The sequence below is a fragment of the Pseudomonas sp. RW3S2 genome, from assembly GCF_014268955.1.
GTDB lineage: Bacteria > Pseudomonadota > Gammaproteobacteria > Pseudomonadales > Pseudomonadaceae > Aquipseudomonas > Aquipseudomonas wayambapalatensis.
This window is the reverse complement of the sequence record NZ_JABWRM010000010.1, coordinates 98,021-119,612: the sequence shown is the minus strand read 5'-3', so window position 1 is coordinate 119,612 and position 21,592 is coordinate 98,021. Positions and strand designations below refer to the sequence as shown.

Here is a 21,592-nt window from a genome sequence, read left to right as displayed (position 1 = left end):
CTTAGAACGCCGGCACCACAGCCCCTTTGTACTTCTCGTTGATGAACTGCTTCACCTCAGGCGAGTGCAGCGCCTGCACCAGTTTCTTCACCGCGTCCGCGTCCTTGTTGTCCTCACGGGTCACCAGGATGTTCACGTACGGCGAGTCGCTGCCTTCGATGGCCAGGGCGTCCTTCTGAGGGTTGAGCTTGGCTTCGAGCGCGTAGTTGGTGTTGATCAGCGCCGCATCGACCTGGGTCAGCACGCGCGGGATGGTGGCCGCTTCCAGTTCGCGGAACTTCACGCCCTTCGGATTTTCAGCCACATCCTTCACGGTGGACAGGATGTTGGTGTTGTCCTTGAGCTTGATCACACCGGCCTTGTCCAGCAGCAGCAGGGCGCGGCCGCCGTTGGTGGCGTCATTGGGGATGACCACGGTGGCGCCGGATGGCAGCTCGTCGAGCTTCTTGATCTTGGCCGAGTACACGCCCAGCGGCTCGATGTGCACGCCGGCAACGCTGACCAGCTTGGTGCCCTTGGCCTTGTTGAACTCATCCAGGTACGGCTGGTGCTGGAAGAAGTTGGCATCCAGGCGTTTTTCCGCGACCTGCACGTTCGGTTGAACGTAGTCGGTGAACTCCTTGACCTTCAGCTCCACGCCTTCCTTCGCCAGCTGTGGCTTGACGAAGTTGAGGATCTCGGCGTGCGGCACCGGGGTGGCGGCGACGGTCAGGGTTTCGGCGGCATTGGCCGAGAAGGCCGCGACGGCGGCGACGACAGCGAACAGCTTTTTCATCGATCACTCCTTGTGAGGGCCGCGACGGCCCCCGAACGGGACGGCCGGGCCGACCCTGTTAGGCTTACTTACGGGAAAAATGTACGACCAGCTTGTCGCCGACGGTCTGCAGTATCTGCACCAGCACCAGCAGCAACACCACGGTGACGATCATCACGTCGGTCTGGAAACGCTGGTAGCCGAAGCGGATGGCCAGGTCGCCGAGGCCGCCCGCGCCGACCACACCGGCCATTGCGGTGTAGGACACCAGGGTGATGGCGGTGACGGTGATGGCCGCGAAGATGCCCGGACGGGCCTCCGGCAGCAAGGCATTGGTGATGATCTGGCGGGTAGTGGCGCCCATCGACTGGGTGGCTTCGATGATGCCGCGGTCCACCTCGCGCAGCGCGGTCTCGACCAGGCGCGCGAAGAAGGGCGTGGCGCCCACCACCAGCGGCGGAATGGCACCGGCCACGCCCAGCGAGGTGCCGGTGATCAGCACGGTGATCGGAATCATCACGATCAGCAGAATGATGAACGGCAGCGAACGCAGGATGTTTACGATCAGCGACAGCAGCGCGTAGACGCCCTTCTGCTCGAACATCTGCCGCGGCCCGCAGAGGAACAGCAGCACGCCCAGCGGCAGGCCGAGCAGTACCGTGAACAGCAGGGAGCCGAACAGCATGATCAGGGTGTCGCCGGTGGCGAGGGAAATCTCGGACCAGTCGACGTTGGCGAAGAAATTCAGGGCGTCCATCAGCGCAGGACCTCCATATGTACGTCAGCCGCCTTGAAGCGGTCGAACGCTGCGTCGATGTTGCCGCCGGTGACGGCGAGGGTCAGTTGGCCGTAGGGGACATCCTTGATGCGGTCGATACGGCCGGCCAGGATGCTGTAGTCCACCCCGGTCTCACGGGCCACGGTGCCCAGCAGCGGCGCATAGGTGGCGTCGCCCTGGAACGTCAGGCGCACGATACGGCCCGGCACGTGGGCGAAGTCGTCGCGCTGGTCGCCTTCGTCGACCTGCTCGTCTTCCTGGACGAAGCGCTTGGTGGTCGGGTGTTGCGGGTGCAGGAACACGTCCGCCACCGGCCCCTGCTCGACGATCACCCCTGCGTCCATCACCGCCACGCGGTCGCAGACGCGGCGGATCACATCCATCTCGTGGGTGATCAGCACGATGGTGAGCTTCAGCTCGCGGTTGATCTCGGCCAGCAATTGCAGCACCGAGGCGGTGGTCTGCGGGTCGAGGGCGCTGGTGGCCTCGTCGCACAGCAGGATCTTCGGGTTGGTCGACAGCGCCCGGGCGATGCCCACACGTTGTTTCTGGCCGCCCGACAGCTGTGCCGGATATTTCTTCGCGTGGTCCGACAATCCGACGCGGGCCAGCAACTGGCTGACGCGCTTGTCGATCTCGCCGCGCGACAGCTCGCCGGCGAGCACCAGTGGCAGGGCGACGTTGTCGGCCACGGTTTTCGAGGCCAGCAGGTTGAAGTGCTGGAAGATCATGCCGACCTGCTGGCGGAAGCGGCGCAGTTGGTTGGCGTCGAAGGCGGTGACGTCCTCGCCATCGACGATGATCTTGCCGCCGGACGGCGCTTCGAGGCGGTTGATCAGGCGCAGCATGGTGCTCTTGCCAGCGCCGGAGTGGCCGATCAGGCCGAACACCTGGCCATTTTCGATGGTCAGGCTGGTCGGATTCAGGGCGGGGATGTCCCTACCGGCGACGCGGTAGGTCTTGTGCACATGTTGGAACTCGATCACGTAGCGAACCTTGTGGGGCGCATGGAAATTGGGGTCAGCGGTGAGCTGGGGTGGCGCATTTTAGCCTTTTCCCATAGTTGTTCTTAGCATTTATTTCGTAATCGACCAATCCATCCGGCATAACGCGACAACCGGTAATCCCGATGGAACGCTTGGCGAAAGCGTCCAGTCACTACTTCAACAAGCCCGAAAGGGCAGCCTGAAGACTGATGAGGAGAACCGCCGATGGCCAGCAAGAAGAGCACCGCGCCGCATGCCAGCCAGGTCGCCGGGGCCGACACCCCGGACAAGGCCAACACCAACGCCAAGCTGCAGAGCCTGGAAACCTTCCGCAGCGACGCCACCGGCCAGGCGCTGCGTACCAACCAGGGGGTGAAGGTCGCCGACAACCAGAACAGCCTCAAGGCCGGCGCTCGCGGGCCTTCGCTGCTCGAAGACTTCATCATGCGCGAGAAGATCACCCACTTCGACCATGAGCGCATCCCCGAGCGTATCGTCCACGCCCGCGGCACCGGCGCCCACGGGTATTTCCAGAGCTACGCCAACCACAGTGCCCTGACCAAGGCCGGTTTCCTGCAGGACCCGCAGAAGATCACCCCGGTGTTCGTGCGTTTTTCCACCGTGCAGGGGCCGCGTGGCTCCGGTGACACGGTGCGCGATGTGCGCGGCTTTGCCGTCAAGTTCTACACCGATGAGGGCAATTTCGACCTGGTGGGCAATAACATGCCGGTGTTCTTCATCCAGGATGCGATCAAGTTTCCTGACTTCGTCCACGCGGTGAAACCCGAACCGCATAACGAGATCCCCACCGGCGGCTCGGCCCACGACACGTTCTGGGATTTCGTTTCGCTGGTGCCCGAGTCGGCGCACATGGTCATGTGGGCCATGTCCGACCGCGCCATTCCGCGCAGCCTGCGGATGATGGAAGGGTTCGGGGTGCACACCTTCCGCCTGATCAACGCCGAGGGCGTGGCCAGTTTCGTCAAGTTCCACTGGAAACCCCGCCAGGGCGTACACTCGGTGCTGTGGGACGAAGCGCAGAAGCTGGCAGGCAAGGACACCGACTATCACCGTCGCGACCTGTGGGAAGCCATCGAGACCGGTGACTACCCGGAGTGGGAGCTGGGGGTGCAGATCGTGGCAGAGGAAGACGAGCACAAGTTCGACTTCGACCTGCTCGACCCGACCAAGATCATCCCCGAGGAGCTGGTGCCGGTGACGCCGCTGGGCAAGATGGTGCTCGATCGCAACCCGGACAACTTCTTCGCCGAAATCGAGCAGATCGCCTTTTGCCCGGGGCACATCGTGCCGGGTATCGATTTCACCAACGACCCGCTGCTGCAGGGCCGGCTGTTTTCCTACACCGACACGCAGATCAGCCGCCTGGGCGGGCCGAACTTCCACGAAATCCCGATCAACCGGCCAATCGCGCCTAACCACAGCGGCCAGCGCGATGCCATGCATCGGATGACCATCGACAAGGGGCGTGCGTCCTACGAGCCCAACTCCATCGATGGCGGCTGGCCGAAGGAAACCCCGCCGGCAGCGCAGGACGGCGGCTTCGAGAGCTATCAGGAGCGCGTCGACGCGCACAAGATCCGCCAGCGCAGCGATTCGTTCGGCGATCACTTCTCGCAGGCGCGGCTGTTCTTCCACAGCATGAGCGACAACGAACAACAGCACATCATCAAGGCTTACAGCTTCGAGCTGGGCAAGGTCGAGCGCGAGCACATTCGCGCGCGGGAGGTTAACGAGATCCTGGCCAATATCGACCTGAAGCTGGCAGCGGCAGTCGCGCAGAATCTCGGCCTGCCGGCGCCCAAGGCCGGGACGGTCAAGGGCAAGGAATCGAAGCTCAAGTCGTCACCGGCCTTGAGCCAGATGAATCATCCGGGCGATGTGGGCATCAAGGGGCGCAAGATTGCGCTGCTGGTAGCCAATGGCGTGGATGGCGACAGCGTCGACAGGCTGGTCAAGGCGCTGGAGGCCCACAGCGCACGCCCCATGCTGCTGGGGCCGACCTCGGCGCCGGTGAAGACCTCTGACGGCAAGGCGCTGGCGGTGGATGCCTCGATGGAAGGCATGCCGTCGGTCATGTTCGACGGGATCCTGGTCCCGGCTGGCAAGGCCTCGCTGGATGCACTGGCGGCGAGCGGGGTGTCCAAGCACTTCCTGCTTGAAGGCTACAAGCACCTCAAGGCGATCGGCCTGGCCAAGGACGGCAAGGCGCTGCTGGGGGCGCTGGGGCTCAAGGAGGACAAGGGTTTGCTGCTGGGGGATGACCAGAAGACCGTGGAGGCTTTCGTGAAGGCGGTCGAAGGGCACCGGGTGTGGGCGCGGGAGGCGGCTGCAGAAGCGATTCCGGCTTGATGCCGTAGCATATGTTCGCGGGTAAGCCCGCTCCCACAGGTTATGTACGCATCTGTGGGAGCGGGTTTATCCGCGAAGATGTCGACGCTGTTTCAGCGCTGATGCGGCACCAGCACTACCTGTGCTGGCAATGCCCGCTGGATCTCGTGCTTCTGCTTCAACGCAAAATCGGCATCGATCCGCTTCACCCGCTTCTGCAGCAGGGTCTTGAGCCACGGTGCATCCTGGGTGCGCGGCACCTGGAACACCACTTCGCACTGGTAACTCACCACATCGGCGGCGATGTCATCCAGCTGCTTGCGCATGGCTGCAATGTCCGTGGTTTTCAGCGCAATCACCGTGCTCGGTGCCGCTGGGTCGATGACCCGGGCCTGCGGCTTGGATTCTGCAGCCTTCAGCGCGGCTTCAGCCTTGTCCAGCTCGGCCTGGCGGGCGTGGGCGACGGCATCGCCGCCGGTCAGCGCCGGTGCCTGTGGCATCAGTGCGCGGGCGCGGGCCAGTGCGGTGGCGGCCGCGTTGACGTCGCCTTTCTGCAGGACGATCTGGCTGCGCTGCAGGTAGGCTTCGGCGATCTGGCGCTGGTATTGCTCGATACGCGCATCGTTCGGCGACTGTGCCTGCAGGCTGGCGAGCTGGTCTTCGGCGGTGGCCAGCTCGTTGCTGGCGATGTTCTGTTGCAACTGCTGCCAGGCGTCCGGCTGCGCAGGCGCGACGGGCTGCTCGACCGGGGCACTGGAACAGGCAGCCAGGAACAGGGAAAACGCGGCAACAAGCAGATAACGGGAGGCGAACGGCTTCATTCCTGCGACTCTCTATTTGCGCAAAAAGCGAGCAAGTCTACACCCAGGTGCGCACGCTCGAAAACAAGTCTTACAGACCCTTTACGGGCGCAAAGGTTGCAGGGTGCGTCAATGCGCACCCTGAAAATATCAGCGTTTGGGCAATGCCAGGCTCAGCAAGAATAGCACTGCGGCGCAGACCACGATCGACGGACCGGCAGGCGTATCCTTGAACCAGGACATCGCCAGCCCCCCGCAAACCGCGGCCACGCCCAGCAGGCTGGCGCCCAGGGCCATCTGCTCGGGCGAGCGCGCGTGACGTTGTGCCGCAGCGGCCGGGATGATCAGCAGCGAGGTGATCAGCAGCACGCCGACGATCTTCATCGCCACGGCGATGACCACCGCGATCAGCAGCATCAACGCCATGCGCAGGCCCGCCACTGGCAGGCCCTCGACCATCGCCAGCTCCTCGTGCACGGTGATTGCCAGCAGCGGGCGCCAGAGCACCGCGAGCAAGGCCAGCACCAACACACTGCCGCCGAGAATCCATGACAGGTCGGTGGTACTGATCGCCAGCAGGTCACCGAACAGGTAGGCCATCAGGTCGATGCGCACGTCGTGCATGAAGCTCAGCACCACCAGGCCCAGCGACAGGGTGCTGGGCGCGAGGATGCCGAGCAGGGTGTCGGACGCCAGCGGCTGGCGTTGTTGCAGGGTCACCAGCAGGATCGCCAGCAACAGGCAGCCGACCGTTACCGCGAGCGTGGGGCTGACGTCCAGTACGAAGCCCAGGGCCACGCCCAGCAGCGCGGCATGGGACAAGGTGTCGCCGAAATAGGCCATGCGCCGCCAGACCACGAAGGAGCCCAGGGGGCCGGCCACCAGCGCCAGGGAAAGACCGGCAAGCAAGGCGTACAGAAGAAAATCAGCCATGCTTGCAGTGCTCTCCGTGGACATGGGCGCCGGGGGCGATCACCGCACCGTGCAGGTCGTGGCTGTGATCATGATGGTGGTGATAGACCGCAAGGCTTGGCGCGTTCTGGCCGAACAGCTCGACGAATGCCGGGTCGTTGCTGACCTGCTCCGGGTGGCCCGAACAGCACACATGGCGGTTCAGGCAGACCACCTGGTCGGTGGCGCTCATCACCAGGTGCAGGTCGTGGGAGACCATCAGCACGCCGCAGCCGTGGCGGTCGCGCAGGCGGGTGATGAGGTTGTACAGCTCGGTCTGGCCAACCACGTCCACGCCCTGTACGGGTTCGTCGAGCACCAGCAGCTCAGGCTCGCGCAGCAGCGCCCGAGCCAGCAGTACCCGTTGCATCTCGCCACCGGAGACCGTCTGGATCGGGCTGTCGATGACATGCTCGGCGCCCACCTCCTGCAATGCCGACAGCGCCGCGGCGCGATCCACGCCCGGCACCAGGCGCAGGAATCGCAGCACCGACAGCGGCAGGGTGGCGTCGACCTGGATCTTCTGCGGCATGTAGCCGATGCGCAGGCGCGGCTTGCGCCAGACCTTGCCACTGTGCGGCTTGAGCAGGCCGAGCACGGCGCGCACCAGGGTGGTCTTGCCAGCACCGTTGGGGCCGATCAGGGTGACGATCTGGCGCGGTGCGACCGACAGGTCGATGCTGTCGAGCACCGCCTCGCCGCCAAAGGTGACGCCGACCTGCTCCAGGCGGATCAGCGCGTCGCTCATGCGGCGCCCCGGCAGTTGCCGCACAGGCCGACCACTTCGACGGTCTGGGATTCGACGGCAAAGCCCACGGCCTTGGCACTGGCGACGATGGCGCCGCTGATGCTCTCCTGCTCCAGTTCGATGGCCACGTGGCATTCGCGGCAGATCAGGAATTGGCCCTGGTGCTTGTGTTCAGGGTGGCTGCAGCCGATGAAGGCGTTGAGCGAGGCGATGCGGTGCACCAGGCCGTTCTCGAGCAGGAAGTCCAGGGCGCGGTACACGGTCGGCGGCGCGGCGCGGCGACCGTCCTGCTCGCTGAGCACGGCGAGGATGTCGTAGGCGCCCAGCGGCTTGTGGCTTTGCCACACCAGCTCCAGCACACGGCGGCGCAGCGCGGTCAGGCGCAGACCCTGGCGGACGCACAGGGCGTCGGCTTCGGCCAGGGCGCTGTGGACGCAATGGGAATGATCGTGGGGACGGTGAGCCAGCGGCGTGATTGACATGGGCGGCGACGGTTATCGATGGAGACGTTATTATGTTACCTGTTTCTGACGAGCCGAGTATCCACCGTGTCCCGATTCCTTGCTCTCTTTGTCGCTTTCATCACTTTCTCGGCCCACGCCGACGTGCGTGTGCTGACCAGCATCAAGCCCCTGCAGCAGATCGCTGCCGCGGTTCAGGACGGTGTCGGCAGCCCCGACGTGTTGCTGCCGCCCGGCGCTTCGCCGCACAACTACGCCCTGCGCCCGTCCGACGTACGGAAGGTGGGCGACGCCGACCTGCTGTACTGGATCGGCCCGGACATGGAGAGCTTCCTGCCGCGCGTGCTGGGCAGCCGGAGCAAGCCGACTGTCGCGGTGCAGGCGTTGCCTGGCATGAAGCTGCGCCGTTTCGGCGAAGACAGCCACTCGCATGAAGAAGACCACGACGACCACGACCATGATCACCGCCCAGGGTCGCTCGATGCGCACCTGTGGCTGTCATCGGTCAATGCTCGAGTGATCGCGGCGAAAATGGCCAGTGACCTGGCGGCGGCGGATCCGGCCAATGCGGCGCGCTACCAGGCCAACCAGAAGGCCTTCGGCGAGCGCCTGGATGCGCTCGATCAGCGGATCAAGGCCCGCGTGGCCGGCATTGCCGGCAAGCCCTACTTCGTGTTCCACGAAGCCTTCGACTACTTCGAGGCAGAGTACGGGTTGCGCCATACCGGCGTGTTCAGCGTCGCCGCCGAGGTGCAGCCGGGCGCGCAGCATGTCGCGGCGATGCGCAAGCGCCTGCAGGAAGTTGGTCCGACCTGTGTGTTCAGTGAACCGCCGATCCGTCCGCGCCTCGCCGAAACGCTGGTGGCCGGGCTGCCGGTGACCTTGGCGGAACTGGATGCGCTGGGTGGGACCGATACGGTGGATGGCAAGGGCTACGAGCGCTTGCTGGAGAAGCTGGGGAATGATCTGACCGGTTGCCTGGAGCATCTCTAGCGGCTGACCCGGCCCTATCGCGGGGCAAGACGAATCGTCGCACCGCCCACAGGCAAGGCGCTGATTCTGGGGTCAGCGCTGTGTCTGTGGGAGCGGCGGTGCGACGATTCGACTTGCCCCGCGATTGGGCCGCCGCGCTTACAGCGCGAACGGCAACTTCAACGCCACCTGCTGGCGCTGCACCAACCGCACCTCGAACTCGCTCGGATCATGGATCGTCACGTCCATGCCGGCAAAGTCCCGCGCCGCAATCAACCGCGACAGCCAGAAACGCACGCAACCCACCCGCAGCATCACCTGCCACAGCTCGGCCTCGGCGGCGGTGAACGGCCGCAGCGCGGCGTAGGCGCCCAACAGTGCCTGGGCGCGCGGCAGGTCGATGCCGCCCGCTTCGTTCAGGCACCAGTCATTCACGGTGATGGCGATGTCGTACAGCATCGGCCCGGAACAGGCGTTGTAGAAGTCGATCAGACCGGTCAGGTGGGTGCCTTCGAACATCACGTTGTCGCGGAACAGGTCGGCGTGCAGGTTGGCCCGTGGCAGGGCGAGGATCTGCGCCTTGTGCACGTTGATCTCGTCCAGCGCCGGTTGCAGCAGCGCCACCTGGCTGGCGTCGAGCCCGGCCAGCAGCTCGGCGCCGGACGCCAGCATCCAGTCCAGGCCGCGGTCGGTGCGGCGCTCGATGATGCGCTCACGGGTCGCCAGGTGGATATGCGCCAGCAACTCGCCGACCTGGGCGCAGTGCTGATTGTTCGGCGCCTTGACGTGCTTGCCCGACAGCCGCGGCTGCAGCAGTGCCGGCTTGCCGCACAGTTCGCGCAGACCATTGCCGTCGCGATCGCGCACCGCGTAGGGGACGGGCATGTCGGCGTCATGCAGCACGTCGAGCAGTTCGATGAAGAACGGCATGTCTTCGGCCGGCCCACGCTCGATCAGCGTCAGTACGAATTCCCCTTTTTCCAGGCTTACGAAGAAATTGCTGTTTTCGGTTCCGGCGGCAATGCCCTGGAAGTCGAGCAGACGGCCCAGCTCGTATGGCGCCAGAAAGGTTTCCAGCTCAGGCCGGGACACAGGGGTGAAGACTGACATGTTGAAAAGTTGCCCATACGGGCACTTCCAGGAGGAAGTGCCTGGTTGATAAGAACGATACGCGTTACTACCTTACCATTCGAAGATCTTCCAGGACGGAATCAGCATGTCCGGCTGGTCGGATCGAATGAAATTGCCATCGGAGCCATCGGCGCGTACCAGGAAATAAGGCTTGCCGTTTTTCGGCGTGATCTTGATCGCATACAGGAAACCGTTCTGACGGTACTCCTGGATGGTTCTGTCGCCTTCCGTGCGAATGGTCACATCGGGATCTGCCGATGGGGCGTCGTCCGCCGCCAGCGTAACGACCGGCATGGTGGCCAGCAGGCTGAGCAGTAACAGGCGAATGGGTGTACGCATGATAACCTAAGTCCTTTTGTCGTCACTGATCCGGCTATTCTAGCTCCGGACCCGTCGAAAAGGTTGATTCTCCTCATGAGCCAAGCGCCCCTCGTCCTGGTGGACGGTTCGTCCTACCTCTACCGCGCCTTTCACGCCCTGCCGCCGCTGACCACGTCCAAGGGCATGCCCACCGGTGCGGTCAAGGGCGTGCTGAACATGCTCAAGAGCCTGCGCAAGCAATACCCGGACAGCCTGTTCGCGGTGGTCTTCGACGCCAAGGGCGGCACTTTCCGCGATGCCATGTTCGCCGAGTACAAGGCCAACCGCCCGAGCATGCCCGACGACCTGCGCCTGCAGGTCGAACCGCTGCACGCCAGTGTCAGGGCCCTGGGCTACCCGCTGCTGTGCGTCGAAGGCGTCGAGGCCGACGACGTGATCGGCACCCTGGCCCGCAGCAGTGCGGCAGCCGGGCGTCCGGTCATCATCTCGACCGGCGACAAGGACATGGCGCAACTGGTAGACGGCCACATCACCCTGGTCAACACCATGACCGGCACGGTGCTCGACGTGGCTGGCGTGCACGAGAAGTTCGGCGTCGGTCCCGAGCACATCATCGACTTCCTGGCCCTGATGGGTGACAAGGTCGATAACATCCCGGGTGTTCCGGGAGTCGGCGAGAAGACCGCCGTGGGCCTGTTGACCGGTATCGGTGGCGGCCTGCGTGACCTGTACGAGAACCTCGACAAGGTGCCGGGCCTGGCCATTCGCGGCGCCAAGACCCTGCCGGCCAAGCTCGAGGAGCACCGCGACGCGGCGTTCCTGTCGTATGAGCTGGCGACCATCAAGGTCGATGTCGAGCTGGATGTCGAGGTCGATGCCCTGGTGTGCGGCGAGCCGGACCGCGAAGCATTGCTGGCGCTGTACACCGAAATGGAGTTCAAGAGCTGGGTCGCCGAGGTACAGCGCGACGCCGCCCGGGAGGGTGACACTATTGCTCCGGTCGAGGAGCCTGCGGCCCAGGTCGAGGCGAAATACGAAACTATCCTCGACCAGGCGCGCTTCGATGTCTGGCTCGAGAAGCTGCGCCAGGCGCCTCTGTTCGCCTTCGACACCGAGACCACCGGCCTGGATGCCCAGCGTGCGGAGCTGGTCGGCCTGTCGTTCGCGGTCGAGCCCCATGAAGCGGCCTATGTGCCGCTGGCCCACGACTACGAAGGTGCTCCGAAGCAGTTGGACCGCGACGCGGTGCTGAAGGCGCTCAAGCCGTTGCTGGAAGACCCGGCCAAGGCCAAGGTCGGGCAGAACGCCAAGTACGACATCAACATCCTGGCCAACGCTTCGCTGCCGATCCAGATGCGTGGCGTGGCCTATGACACCATGCTCGAATCCTATGTGCTCGATTCCACCGCCACGCGTCACGACATGGACAGCCTGGCGCAGAAGTACCTCGACCACAGCACCATCGCCTTCGAGGATATCGCTGGCAAGGGCGCCAAGCAGCTGACCTTCAACCAGATCCATCTGGACAAGGCTGGCCCGTACGCCGCCGAAGATGCCGACATCACCCTGCGCCTGCACCACGCACTGCAGGCACGCCTGGCGAAAACGCCCAGCGTGCAGCCGGTGCTGATGGACATCGAGATGCCGCTGGTGCCGGTGCTGGCCAGGATCGAGCGCCAGGGCGCGTTGGTCGACGCGGAGCTGCTCAAGGTGCAGAGCGGTGAGCTGGGCGTGAAGATGGCCGAGCTCGAGCGTCGGGCGTTCGAGCTGGCGGGCGAAGAATTCAACCTGGGTTCACCCAAGCAACTGGGGGTGATCCTCTACGATAAGCTGGGCATGCCGGTACTGAGCAAGACTGCCAAGGGCCAGGCTTCCACGGCCGAAGCCGTGCTCGCGGACCTGGCCGCCGAAGGCTATCCGCTGCCGACGGTGCTGATGGAGTACCGCTCCCTGAGCAAGCTCAAGAGCACCTATACCGACAAGCTGCCGGACCAGATCAACCCGCGTACCGGGCGTATCCACACCTCCTACCAGCAGGCGGTGGCCGCCACCGGGCGCTTGTCGTCCAGCGATCCGAACCTGCAGAACATTCCGGTACGCACTCCCGAAGGCCGACGCATCCGCCAGGCCTTCGTTGCCAGCCCCGGCTACAAGCTGCTGGCCGCGGACTACTCGCAGATCGAGCTGCGCATCATGGCCCACCTGGCCAAGGATGAAGGCCTGCTGCACGCCTTCCGCAATGACCTTGATGTGCACCGCGCGACGGCCGCAGAAGTATTCGGCGTGGCGCTGGATGCAGTCACCAACGACCAGCGTCGCAGCGCCAAGGCCATCAACTTCGGCTTGATCTACGGCATGAGCGCCTTCGGCCTGGCCAAGCAGATCGGCGTCGATCGCAAGCAGTCGCAGGACTACATCGACCGCTACTTCGCGCGCTATCCCGGCGTGCTGGCCTACATGGAGCGCACCCGCACCCAGGCCGCCGAGCAGGGCTTCGTCGAAACCTTGTTCGGGCGGCGCCTGTACCTGCCGGACATCAATGCCAAGAACCCGGCCCTGCGCAAAGGTGCCGAGCGTACCGCGATCAACGCGCCGATGCAGGGTACGGCGGCCGACATCGTCAAGCGCGCCATGGTCGCGGTGGACAACTGGCTGAGCGACAGTGGCCTGGATGCCCGGGTGATTCTCCAGGTGCACGATGAACTGGTGCTGGAGGTGCGTGAAGACCTGGTCGAACAGGTGAAGGCCGAAATTCGCCCCTACATGAGCAACGCCGCGCAGCTCGATGTTCCGCTGCTGGTCGAAGTCGGCGTAGGCTCGAATTGGGACGAAGCTCACTAAACGGTAGGGCGAAGAAGAGTAGGATCTGTGTCGTAGTGCCGCAGATCCGCAGGGTCGGCTCCTCGCCCCCCCCGGTTCTGAAGATTCATGAAACTATCGCAAATAGTTTTCAAGGCTTCGGAACTAAACCGGTGAACCGGAACTCAGAGTAACTGAATGGCTGGTGAAGCCTTTCGATGCTCCTATGTTGTGTTAAGTGTTGGCAGATATCTGGACCCCGCCCTAGCGGTCCGGACTTGGACCCCGAACTTCCCCCTCCCCATATGAAGTCCGGGGTTTTTTTTGCCCGGAATTTGCCTCATCGCTGCTGGAGAAGCCTGTGGCAGCGGACCGGCCCGCCGCCACAGATTGCAGGTGGATCTTCAAGCCACCGGCTTGTCTTCCAGCTCCATCCAATCCGCCAAGACCCGATAGGCCTCTTCCAGCCCCTGGCGCTTGGGTGCCGAGAACAGCTGGATGGACGCCGCGTCGCCCCAGCCCTTGCGAATTTCCGACTGCACCTTGAGCAGGGTGTTCTTGCCCGCGCCGTGCGTGAGCTTGTCAGCCTTGGTCAGCAGGATGTGCATGGGCATGCCGCTGGCCTTGGCCCAGTCGAGCATCATCTTGTCGAAGTCGGTCATCGGGTGGCGCACATCCATCAGCAGGATCACGCCCCGCAGGCATTCGCGCCCGCCCAGGTAGGCCTCCAGGTGTTTCTGCCAGTGCTGCTTGAGCGGAATCGGCACTTTCGCATAACCGTAACCTGGCAGGTCGACCAAACGCCGTTCATCGTCCAGACTGAAGAAATTCAACAGCTGGGTGCGCCCCGGGGTCTTGGAGGTACGCGCCAGGCTGGCATGGGTCAGGGTATTGAGGGCGCTGGATTTACCGGCGTTGGAGCGGCCGGCGAAAGCCACCTCGTAGCCCTGGTCTTCCGGGCATTGTTCGACCTTGGCAGCGCTGAGGGCGAATTTGGCTTTCTGGCAGAGGCCGAGGATGGGGTTCTTGACTTGCATGGGATATCCGATGTGGGTGTTGCCTGATCCAGGCCGCGTTTCCGTTTGGAGGGCGGAAGTATATAATGCCCCAGTTTTTGTGTGCTCATTCTCCCAGCGAAGGAGGACGAGCATGGGGTGTCGATCACTAGCTCGCGCATCAGAACGCAGCGCGGCCCCCAACCCTGTCAGGTCGTTCCGCATGGCGAAATGGCTGCTGGCGGTCGGTATGTTCCAGCCGTTTTTCAGCGCACAGGCTACACAGGATCCCGAGGCGTTGTACAACCGCACATGTGCGGCCTGTCACGCCGGTCAGCTGCCACAGGCCCCGAGGAAGGGCGATGCGGCGGCCTGGGAACCGAGGCTGGCGCGAGGTCTGGATGTACTGGTGGCGCATGTTACCCAGGGTTTCAAGGCTATGCCGCCGCGTGGATTGTGCATGGACTGCAGTGCCGAGGACTACCGATTGGTCATCCTTTGGATGAGCGGCAGTCCCGATACATAACATTTCACCCTTAGCCGTGTTGGATTAGCTGATGAACAAACTATTCGTGAGTCTGCTGTTGACCATGGGTGTCGCAGGTGCGGCCACTGCTGCCGACCCCATCAAAGGCGATGCCGCTGCCGGCCAGGCGAAGACTGCGGTCTGTGGTGCCTGCCATAACCCCGACGGCAACAGCCTGGCGCCGAACTTCCCGAAACTGGCCGGCCAGGGCCAGCGCTACCTTGAGAAGCAACTGCACGACATCAAGTCGGGCAAGCGCACGGTGCTGGAGATGACCGGCATGCTGGCGGCCTTCAATGACCAGGACCTGGCCGATATCGCCGCCTACTTCGCCAGCCAGAAAGGCAGTGTCGGCGCGGCAGATCCCAAGCTGGTAGAGCGTGGTCGTGCGCTGTTCAACGGCGGTGACCTGGAGAAAGGCATGCCCGCCTGTACCGGTTGCCACTCCCCTAACGGCGCAGGCATCGCCCTGGCCGGCTTCCCTCACCTGAGCGGCCAGCACTCGCAGTATGTCAGCAAGCAGCTCACCGACTTCCGTGAAGGCAACCGCACCAACGATGGCGATGCCATGACCATGCGCACCATCGCCGGCAAGCTGAGCAACAAGGATATCGAGGCGCTGGCCAGCTATATCCAGGGGCTGCATTGAGGCGAGCGTTAACACTCGGTTAATGCACCATCGCTAAACATGAAAAGGGTGGCGCAGGCCACCCTTTTTTATGGTCCCAGCCGTTACACTACAGAACTCGAGCCCTTCATGGCCTGTCACAGCATAGGTCGTGTCGAGGCGACCACTGACTGCTCAGGAGTAAAGCATGCGTAAACTGATTCTCAGCGCTGCGCTGGTCGCCGCCAGCGTATTCGGTATGGCCGCGGTACAGGCCGCAGAGCCTGTGGCCGGCAAGGAATATATCGAGCTGAGCAACCCGGTCCCGGTCTCGCAGCCAGGCAAGATCGAAGTCGTCGAGCTGTTCTGGTACGGCTGCCCGCACTGCTACCACTTCGAACCCACCATCAACCCCTGGGTCGACAAGCTGCCGGCAGACGTCAACTTCAAGCGCGTCCCGGCCATGTTCGGCGGCCCTTGGGATGCCCACGGCCAGATGTTCCTGACCCTCGAAGCCATGGGCGTCGAGCACAAGGTCCACGCCGCAGTCTTCGATGCCATCCAGAACCAGCGCAAGCGCCTGACCGACCCGAACGACATGGCCGACTTCCTCGCCACCCAAGGCGTGGACAAGGACAAGTTCCTCGCCACCTTCAACTCGTTCGCCATCAAGGGCCAGGTCAACCAGGCCAAGGAACTGGCGAAGAAGTACGAAATCACCGGCGTGCCGAGCATGGTGGTCAACGGCAAGTACCGCTTCGACCTGGGTACCGCTGGCGGGCCGGAAGGCGTCCTGAACGTCGCCGACCAACTGATCGCCAAGGAGCGTGCCGCTAAGTAAGCGGCGCAGCCATGGCCCGCTTGCGTACCACGCGAAGTGTTGGCCTGCACCAGCCGCGGGTCAACGAACATCATCTGCAGGCCCCAGGCCTGCCGGAGGATGGTCGCCTGCGGCTGCTCAGCTTCAATATCCAGGTCGGCATCAGCACCGAGCGCTACCGCCACTACCTGACCCGCAGCTGGCAGCACCTGCTGCCGCATACCGGGCGGGCCGGCAACCTGCAGAAGATCGGCGACCTGCTCGGTGACTTCGACCTGGTTGCCCTGCAGGAAGCCGACGGCGGCAGCCTGCGCTCGGGCTACGTCAACCAGGTCGAGCACCTGGCCCAGCTCGGCGCCTTCCCTTACTGGTACCAGCAGCTCAACCGCAATCTCGGGCGTTTCGCCCAGCACAGCAACGGCGTGCTCAGCCGACTCAAGCCCCAGCACCTTGAAGACCACCCCCTGCCCGGTCCGTCCGGTCGCGGGGCGATCCTGGTGCGCTTTGGCGAAGGCGAGAACGCGCTGATCGTGGTGATGATGCACCTGGCGCTGGGCGCCAAGACCCGCGCCCTGCAACTGGGGTATGTCCGTGAGCTGATCGGCGGCTACCGCCACCAGATCCTCATGGGCGACATGAACACCCACGCCAACGACCTGCTCGAGCGCTCGCCCCTGCGCGACCTCGGCCTGATCGCCCCACAGGTCGAGGCGACCTTCCCCAGCTGGCGCCCGCAACGCTGCCTGGATCACATCCTGCTCAGCCCGAGCCTGACGCTTGAACGGGTCGAAGTGCTGTCGCAGCCAATTTCCGACCACCTGCCTGTCGCGGTCGAGATCCGATTGCCGGATGCCCTGACTGTGGATACCCTGCCGGTCGTGCGCTGACACACTCAAGAGTTCGCGCTTCGCGCCGAAATCCAGTATTCACATACTCCCTGATGCCATTACCGTTGCGGATCCAGGCATGACCGACGAAGCCGAGCGCTGGAAAGAAAAATATCTAAAAAGCATCGAACGGCAGGAGAAACTCGAGCGCCGTTGGGAAGCCCGCCTCGACCTGCTGCGCCGTGGCCTGGTCCGCAGCACGCTGGCCGCCGAGGGTAGCGACAAGGTCGTCGACCAGTGCATGAAGGAAATGCGCGAGGTCATCCGCAGCGACAGCATGGACGCGGGGCTTGCCGGGCTCATTCCACGCCTGGAAAAGGCGGTGCTGGAGTCTGAACAGCGTCGCGAAACGCGCATGAACCAGGTCAGCGATGCGCTGACCTCGCTGGTCACCCAACTGCAAGGGTTGGAACTGCCTGGCGATGTTTCCCGCCCCCTGAAGAAGCTGGCCAAGAAACTCGACGGTGGCGTCAGCCAGTCGCGTGAGCTGCCGCCGCTACTGGGTGAGCTCAGCGGGCTGCAAGGGCGAGCGTTGTCGTCGCTGCGCAAGGTGACCGAAGAGGCGCGTCCGGGCTTGTTGCAGCGGCTGTTCGGCGGTCGTGAAGACGGCTCTCAGGTCGCACCAGAGCCGGAGCAGGTGCCAGCATTGCCGCGCGCTGCGGTGCACGTCGAGGCGGTGACCGAAGCTCCGCCCGTCCATATGCCCGAGGCGCAACCGCCGGCCCCGCCCCGCTTGCTCGACGCCGACGAGCTGCAGCCCCTGCCTGCGGTGCAGCCGGCACCCGAGCCGGCCCCGGAAGTTGCGCTGCCCGCGCCGGAAGTCACCCCGTCTGTCGAGCAGGTGGAGCCCGTCGCCGAGGCCCCCGAGCAAGCCGACCTTACCCACCCCGCACCTGTTGAAGCTGCCGCCGAGCCTGAGCCAGTCGAACCGCAGCATGTCGCCGACGGCTCGCCACAGGAAGACGCCAACACCCCCGAGCCGCTGGAGGACGAGCCGCTTGCCGAGGACGGCCCCTACGACCTGCCGGATGCCGTGGAGCCGCCCTACAGTCAGGTTGCCGCGCACATCGAGGAAACCCTCATCGGTTTGCTCGATGACCTCAGCCTGCCTGAGCGCCACAAGGCCCAGGCCCTGGATATGCGCGAGCGGGTGGCGCGCGGTCTGAACTGGTATGAGCTGATCCCGGTGCTGGACGACCTTGCGGTGTTGATGCTGGCAATCAACGACAGCGGCCAGCATGAATTCGAAGCCTACCTGCAGCAGATCAACGAGCGCCTGGAGACCTTCCAGAGCCATCTGCAGGAGGCCAGCGAGGGACACGCCGACAACAGCACCGCCGCCCGCGAGCTGGACAGCCAGCTGCGCGAACAGGTCGATGGCCTGCAGAGCAGCGTCCAGGGCGCAGTAGACATCGACAGCCTCAAGCACCTGCTGGACAACCGGCTCGAGGGCCTGCTGGTCACCATGGATGAGCACCAGCACGAGCGTGACCGCCGTGAGCAGGAACTGGCCGGACGCCTGCAGGGCCTGGCCGAGCGAGTGGCGAGCATGGAGCAGGAGGCGCTTGGCTACCGTGAGCATCTGGAAGAACAGCGCCAGAAAGCACTGGTCGATCCGCTGACCGGTCTGCCCAACCGCGCGGCTTGGAGCGAACGGGTCGAGCGCGAGCTTGCCGACTGGCAGGAGAACGGCGGCCACCTGGCCATGGCCATCCTCGACCTCGATCATTTCAAACGCATCAACGACGGCTATGGCCATCTGGCCGGCGACAAGGTGCTGAAGATCGTTGCCGACCAATTGCGCAAGCGCTTGCGCGGGCGCGACTTCATTGCCCGCTTTGGTGGCGAGGAGTTCGTCCTGCTGCTGCCCCAGACATCACCCCCTGCAGCGCTGCAGGTCGCCGAGACGATGCGTGCGGCGATCGAGGCCTGCCCGTTCCACTTCAAGGGGGAGCGCGTGGTGATCACCACGTCCATCGGCGTCAGTGCCTTCCGTTCCGGCGAACGTGGCGACCAGGTGCTCAAGCGCGCGGACGAAGCGCTGTACCGCGCCAAGGACCAAGGGCGCAATCGCGTCGAGCAGGGGTAGATAAGTACCGCTACCCCACCCCTGTGGCGTTCGACACTGTCCGTGCACTTAGTCCGCTGAGTGGGCATCGTTGGGGAATGGGTAATCGGCGATAGCACGTTATACTGTAGCGCTTATACCGACACATGACGTGCCTCCATCCGATGAAAACGCTCGCTACCGCCCTTCTCCTCATCATGCTCGCCGGCTGCTCCAGCGGTCTGCGCATCGACCGCAGCCACACCTCGGCGAACCAGGACAGCCGCATCCAGTTCGTCGTCCTGCACTACACTAACGCTTCGCTGGAGCGCTCGCTGGCGCTGCTGACCCATGGCGAGGTCAGCAGCCATTACCTGGTTGGCGACGGCAATGCCACGGTCTACCAGCTGGTGGATGAAAGCCGCCGCGCATGGCATGCCGGCGACAGTCAGTGGCAGGGCCGCACCTGGCTCAACTCGAGCTCGATCGGTATCGAGATCGTCAATCCCGGCTATACCGATACCCCCAGCGGACGTGTCTGGCACCCCTACAGCGAAGCGCAGATCGAGGCAGTGATCGCCCTGGTCAAGGATATCGTCCAGCGCAACAACATCCAGCCGCGCAACATCATTGGCCACAGCGACATCGCGCCTTTGCGCAAGCTCGACCCGGGGCCGCTGTTCCCCTGGAAGCGCCTGGCTGACGCAGGCCTCGGGATCTGGCCGAACGCCGCCTCCGTGGCGCGCCAGCAGGTGTATTTCGAGGCCAATCCACCGAGCCCGCTCTGGTACCAGCAACAACTGGCCCGTTTTGGCTATGCCATCGAGCAGACCGGCGAGCTGGATGTCTCGACCCGCCATGTCATCGCCGCTTTCCAGATGCATTTCCGCGCGCAGCGCTTCGACGGCATGCCCGATGCGCAGACCGCGGCAATACTGCAGGTGCTCAACAGCATGCGGTGAATCAGGACCGCCTATCGCACCGCGCCAACTGTTCATCCAGTTGCTATACCTTTGGTATTCAACTGGATGCCGCGCATGTCTTCGCTGATCGCCTCTGTGCGCCAAATTTTCCACCGCCCCTGGCTGTTGGCCTCTCTGGTCGCATTGGCCAGTGCTGCGCTGCTGCTGGCCGCCAGCTTCGGTGTCACCCTGCAGCAGATGAAACAGAGCGAAAGCGCGCAGATGAATGCCCGCGGCGAGCGCTTCCTCGAGCGCCTCGAGCAGGTGTTCGGGCAATTGCGCGAGGGGGTCGACCAGTTGCAGACGCTGCCGATACGCGGCTGTGATCCAGCGATGTTGTCTGCGCTGCGTCAGGTGGGCCTGAGCTACCGCTTTGTCTATGAGGCGGCCTATGTCGACGGTGACATCGCCTGTTCCAGCCGAGGCGCAGAGCAGGTCATGCGGCCCATGCGCGCCCCCGATATCCAAGGGCCCACCTACAGCTACTGGCTGAACACCACCACCGAGCCGAACGAAAATCTCGCTGCGTTGATGCTGGGGCGTGGCCACTTCCTGGTGTCCACCTCACGTGGCCACCTGACCGACGTGGTCGATCTCCCGCCCGGTGGCAGCCTGCTGGTGGTGCTCGACCGCGGCAGTCGGGCGATCCCGGTGCTGGGCCCTCCCCAGCCCTGGCCACCGGCGCCGGACTGGCCGCCGCCGTCGCGCAAGGCGCTGATCGAGCTCAGCGACCGCCTCGTCTACCGGATGCCGACCAAGTCGCCGGACTACCAACTCGTCCTCATCGCCCCTCGTGCAAGCTTGCCGCTGAAGCTCAACGGCATGCTCTGGTTGCTGTTCCCCGGCAGCCTGCTGCTCGCCTGCTGCATCGGTTGGCTGGTGCTGCAACTGATCCTGCAGCGTCGCTCGATGAGCTCGGAGTTGCAGCAGGCGCTGCGCCGTGGCGAGTTGCAGGTGCTCTACCAGCCGATCTTCGAGCTGGACAGTCGCCGCTGTGTCGGCGCCGAAGCACTGGTGCGCTGGCGGCGACCGGATGGCAGCCTGACCAGCCCGGAGTTGTTCATCCCGCTTGCCGAGAACACCGGGCAGATCCGCCAGATCACCGATTTCGTCCTGCAGCGAGTACTGGAGCAACTGGGCCAGCTGCTGCGGGCCAATCGGCACCTGTACATCTCGGTGAATCTGGCGGCGTGCGATGTGATGGTGCCGCGTATCGGCCGGGTCGCAGCGCGCTTGCTGGCCCATCATCGGGTGTCTGCAACGCAGATCGCGTTCGAAGTGACCGAGCGCGGCCTGATCGATGTGGTGGTGGCTCGCGACAACCTGCAGGCGCTGCGCTCGGTCGGGCATCAGGTACTGATCGATGACTTCGGCACCGGTTACTGCAGCCTCGCTTACCTGCAGACCCTGCCGGTCGATTGCCTGAAGATCGACAAGGCGTTCATCGACGCCCTGGGCCACGACGCCGCCAGCAGTGGCGTTGCCCCGCACATCATCCGCATGGCCCATGACCTGCACCTGCGGGTGATCGCCGAGGGGATCGAGTGCGAGGACCAGGCCGTGTTGCTCAACAGCGAAGGAGTCAACTATGGGCAGGGTTGGCTGTTCGCCCATCCGCTCAACGCCCGACAGTTCGCTGAGCTGATCACCCGAGGACGGCGGATGGGCGGGCGGCGGCTCGATGATGAGCCTTGAGCC

General features: G+C 64.2%; 20 protein-coding genes. 10 read left to right on the top strand and 10 right to left on the bottom strand.

The window, feature by feature from the left end; all coding sequences use genetic code 11:
- Position 1: 1 nt before the first annotated feature.
- The 3 genes from HU748_RS16045 to HU748_RS16035 all read right to left on the bottom strand — a co-directional run bounded on the left by HU748_RS16045 (position 2) and on the right by HU748_RS16035 (position 2,518).
- Positions 2-775 carry a MetQ/NlpA family ABC transporter substrate-binding protein gene (locus HU748_RS16045; protein WP_186669964.1) on the bottom strand — a complete coding sequence of 258 codons (774 nt, stop codon included), beginning with the start codon at positions 773-775 and terminating at the stop codon, positions 2-4.
- Positions 776-839: 64 nt separating this feature from the next.
- Positions 840-1,511, bottom strand: a complete 672-nt coding sequence (locus HU748_RS16040; protein ID WP_186669962.1) for a methionine ABC transporter permease — start codon at positions 1,509-1,511, stop codon at positions 840-842.
- The gene (locus HU748_RS16035) at positions 1,511-2,518 is read right to left on the bottom strand and encodes a methionine ABC transporter ATP-binding protein (RefSeq protein WP_186669960.1); all 1,008 of its coding nucleotides are present in this window, start codon (positions 2,516-2,518) and stop codon (positions 1,511-1,513) included. Before HU748_RS16035 ends, HU748_RS16040 begins: the two co-directional genes overlap by 1 nt.
- Before the next feature lie 225 nt (positions 2,519-2,743).
- On the opposite strand from HU748_RS16035, the gene katE reads away from it, so the two are divergent.
- A complete protein-coding gene (gene katE, locus HU748_RS16030; protein ID WP_186721082.1) occupies positions 2,744-4,888 on the top strand; it encodes a catalase HPII in 2,145 nt (714 codons plus the stop codon).
- A gap of 92 nt (positions 4,889-4,980) precedes the next feature.
- Here katE and HU748_RS16025 read toward each other — a convergent pair whose 3' ends face one another.
- From HU748_RS16025 to zur, 4 genes are all read right to left on the bottom strand, one after another.
- Positions 4,981-5,688, bottom strand: coding sequence for a PA5502 family lipoprotein (locus tag HU748_RS16025; RefSeq protein WP_186721080.1), 708 nt, complete (start codon positions 5,686-5,688; stop codon positions 4,981-4,983).
- A 129-nt stretch (positions 5,689-5,817) separates the two neighbouring features.
- The gene (znuB, locus tag HU748_RS16020) at positions 5,818-6,600 is read right to left on the bottom strand and encodes a zinc ABC transporter permease subunit ZnuB (RefSeq protein WP_186669954.1); all 783 of its coding nucleotides are present in this window, start codon (positions 6,598-6,600) and stop codon (positions 5,818-5,820) included.
- Positions 6,593-7,366 carry a zinc ABC transporter ATP-binding protein ZnuC gene (gene znuC / locus HU748_RS16015; protein WP_186669952.1) on the bottom strand — a complete coding sequence of 258 codons (774 nt, stop codon included), beginning with the start codon at positions 7,364-7,366 and terminating at the stop codon, positions 6,593-6,595. The genes znuB and znuC overlap by 8 nt, the downstream gene beginning before the upstream one ends.
- Positions 7,363-7,848 (bottom strand): zinc uptake transcriptional repressor Zur, encoded by a 486-nt coding sequence (gene zur, locus HU748_RS16010; protein WP_186669950.1) that lies wholly within the window; start codon positions 7,846-7,848, stop codon positions 7,363-7,365. Before zur ends, znuC begins: the two co-directional genes overlap by 4 nt.
- A gap of 66 nt (positions 7,849-7,914) precedes the next feature.
- Here zur and HU748_RS16005 point away from each other — a divergent pair, with 66 nt between their 5' ends.
- The gene (locus HU748_RS16005) at positions 7,915-8,820 is read left to right on the top strand and encodes a zinc ABC transporter substrate-binding protein (RefSeq protein WP_186669948.1); all 906 of its coding nucleotides are present in this window, start codon (positions 7,915-7,917) and stop codon (positions 8,818-8,820) included.
- A 138-nt stretch (positions 8,821-8,958) separates the two neighbouring features.
- Here the strand turns inward: HU748_RS16005 and HU748_RS16000 are convergent, their stop codons facing one another.
- Both HU748_RS16000 and HU748_RS15995 read right to left on the bottom strand, forming a co-directional pair.
- Positions 8,959-9,909, bottom strand: a complete 951-nt coding sequence (locus tag HU748_RS16000; RefSeq protein WP_186669947.1) for a homoserine kinase — start codon at positions 9,907-9,909, stop codon at positions 8,959-8,961.
- A gap of 72 nt (positions 9,910-9,981) precedes the next feature.
- The gene (locus HU748_RS15995; RefSeq protein WP_063542000.1) at positions 9,982-10,269 is read right to left on the bottom strand and encodes a DUF2782 domain-containing protein; all 288 of its coding nucleotides are present in this window, start codon (positions 10,267-10,269) and stop codon (positions 9,982-9,984) included.
- A gap of 75 nt (positions 10,270-10,344) precedes the next feature.
- Between HU748_RS15995 and polA the strand changes: the two genes are divergently transcribed.
- Positions 10,345-13,092: a DNA polymerase I gene (polA, locus tag HU748_RS15990; protein WP_186709823.1), complete on the top strand. Its 2,748-nt coding sequence runs from the start codon at positions 10,345-10,347 to the stop codon at positions 13,090-13,092.
- Between the two features lie 362 nt (positions 13,093-13,454).
- On the opposite strand, the gene yihA is transcribed toward polA, so the two are convergent.
- Complete coding sequence (gene yihA, locus HU748_RS15985) at positions 13,455-14,087, bottom strand: ribosome biogenesis GTP-binding protein YihA/YsxC (protein ID WP_054893353.1); 633 nt, start codon at positions 14,085-14,087, stop codon at positions 13,455-13,457.
- 181 nt (positions 14,088-14,268) lie between these two features.
- On the opposite strand from yihA, the gene HU748_RS15980 reads away from it, so the two are divergent.
- The 7 genes from HU748_RS15980 (at position 14,269) to HU748_RS15950 (ending at position 21,589) form a co-directional block, all read left to right on the top strand.
- The gene (locus HU748_RS15980; RefSeq protein WP_186669944.1) at positions 14,269-14,571 is read left to right on the top strand and encodes a c-type cytochrome; all 303 of its coding nucleotides are present in this window, start codon (positions 14,269-14,271) and stop codon (positions 14,569-14,571) included.
- Between the two features lie 31 nt (positions 14,572-14,602).
- The gene (locus tag HU748_RS15975) at positions 14,603-15,220 is read left to right on the top strand and encodes a c-type cytochrome (RefSeq protein ID WP_054893351.1); all 618 of its coding nucleotides are present in this window, start codon (positions 14,603-14,605) and stop codon (positions 15,218-15,220) included.
- Positions 15,221-15,386: 166 nt separating this feature from the next.
- Entirely contained in the window at positions 15,387-16,019 is a 633-nt protein-coding gene (gene dsbA / locus HU748_RS15970) for a thiol:disulfide interchange protein DsbA (RefSeq protein WP_186669943.1), read from the top strand.
- Positions 16,020-16,030: 11 nt separating this feature from the next.
- Positions 16,031-16,885 (top strand): endonuclease/exonuclease/phosphatase family protein, encoded by an 855-nt coding sequence (locus HU748_RS15965; protein ID WP_186721078.1) that lies wholly within the window; start codon positions 16,031-16,033, stop codon positions 16,883-16,885.
- 79 nt (positions 16,886-16,964) lie between these two features.
- The gene (locus HU748_RS15960) at positions 16,965-18,974 is read left to right on the top strand and encodes a GGDEF domain-containing protein (protein ID WP_186721076.1); all 2,010 of its coding nucleotides are present in this window, start codon (positions 16,965-16,967) and stop codon (positions 18,972-18,974) included.
- A 143-nt stretch (positions 18,975-19,117) separates the two neighbouring features.
- Positions 19,118-19,894 (top strand): N-acetylmuramoyl-L-alanine amidase, encoded by a 777-nt coding sequence (locus tag HU748_RS15955; RefSeq protein WP_186721073.1) that lies wholly within the window; start codon positions 19,118-19,120, stop codon positions 19,892-19,894.
- 75 nt (positions 19,895-19,969) lie between these two features.
- Positions 19,970-21,589 carry an EAL domain-containing protein gene (locus HU748_RS15950; protein ID WP_186709814.1) on the top strand — a complete coding sequence of 540 codons (1,620 nt, stop codon included), beginning with the start codon at positions 19,970-19,972 and terminating at the stop codon, positions 21,587-21,589.
- Positions 21,590-21,592 lie beyond the last annotated feature (3 nt).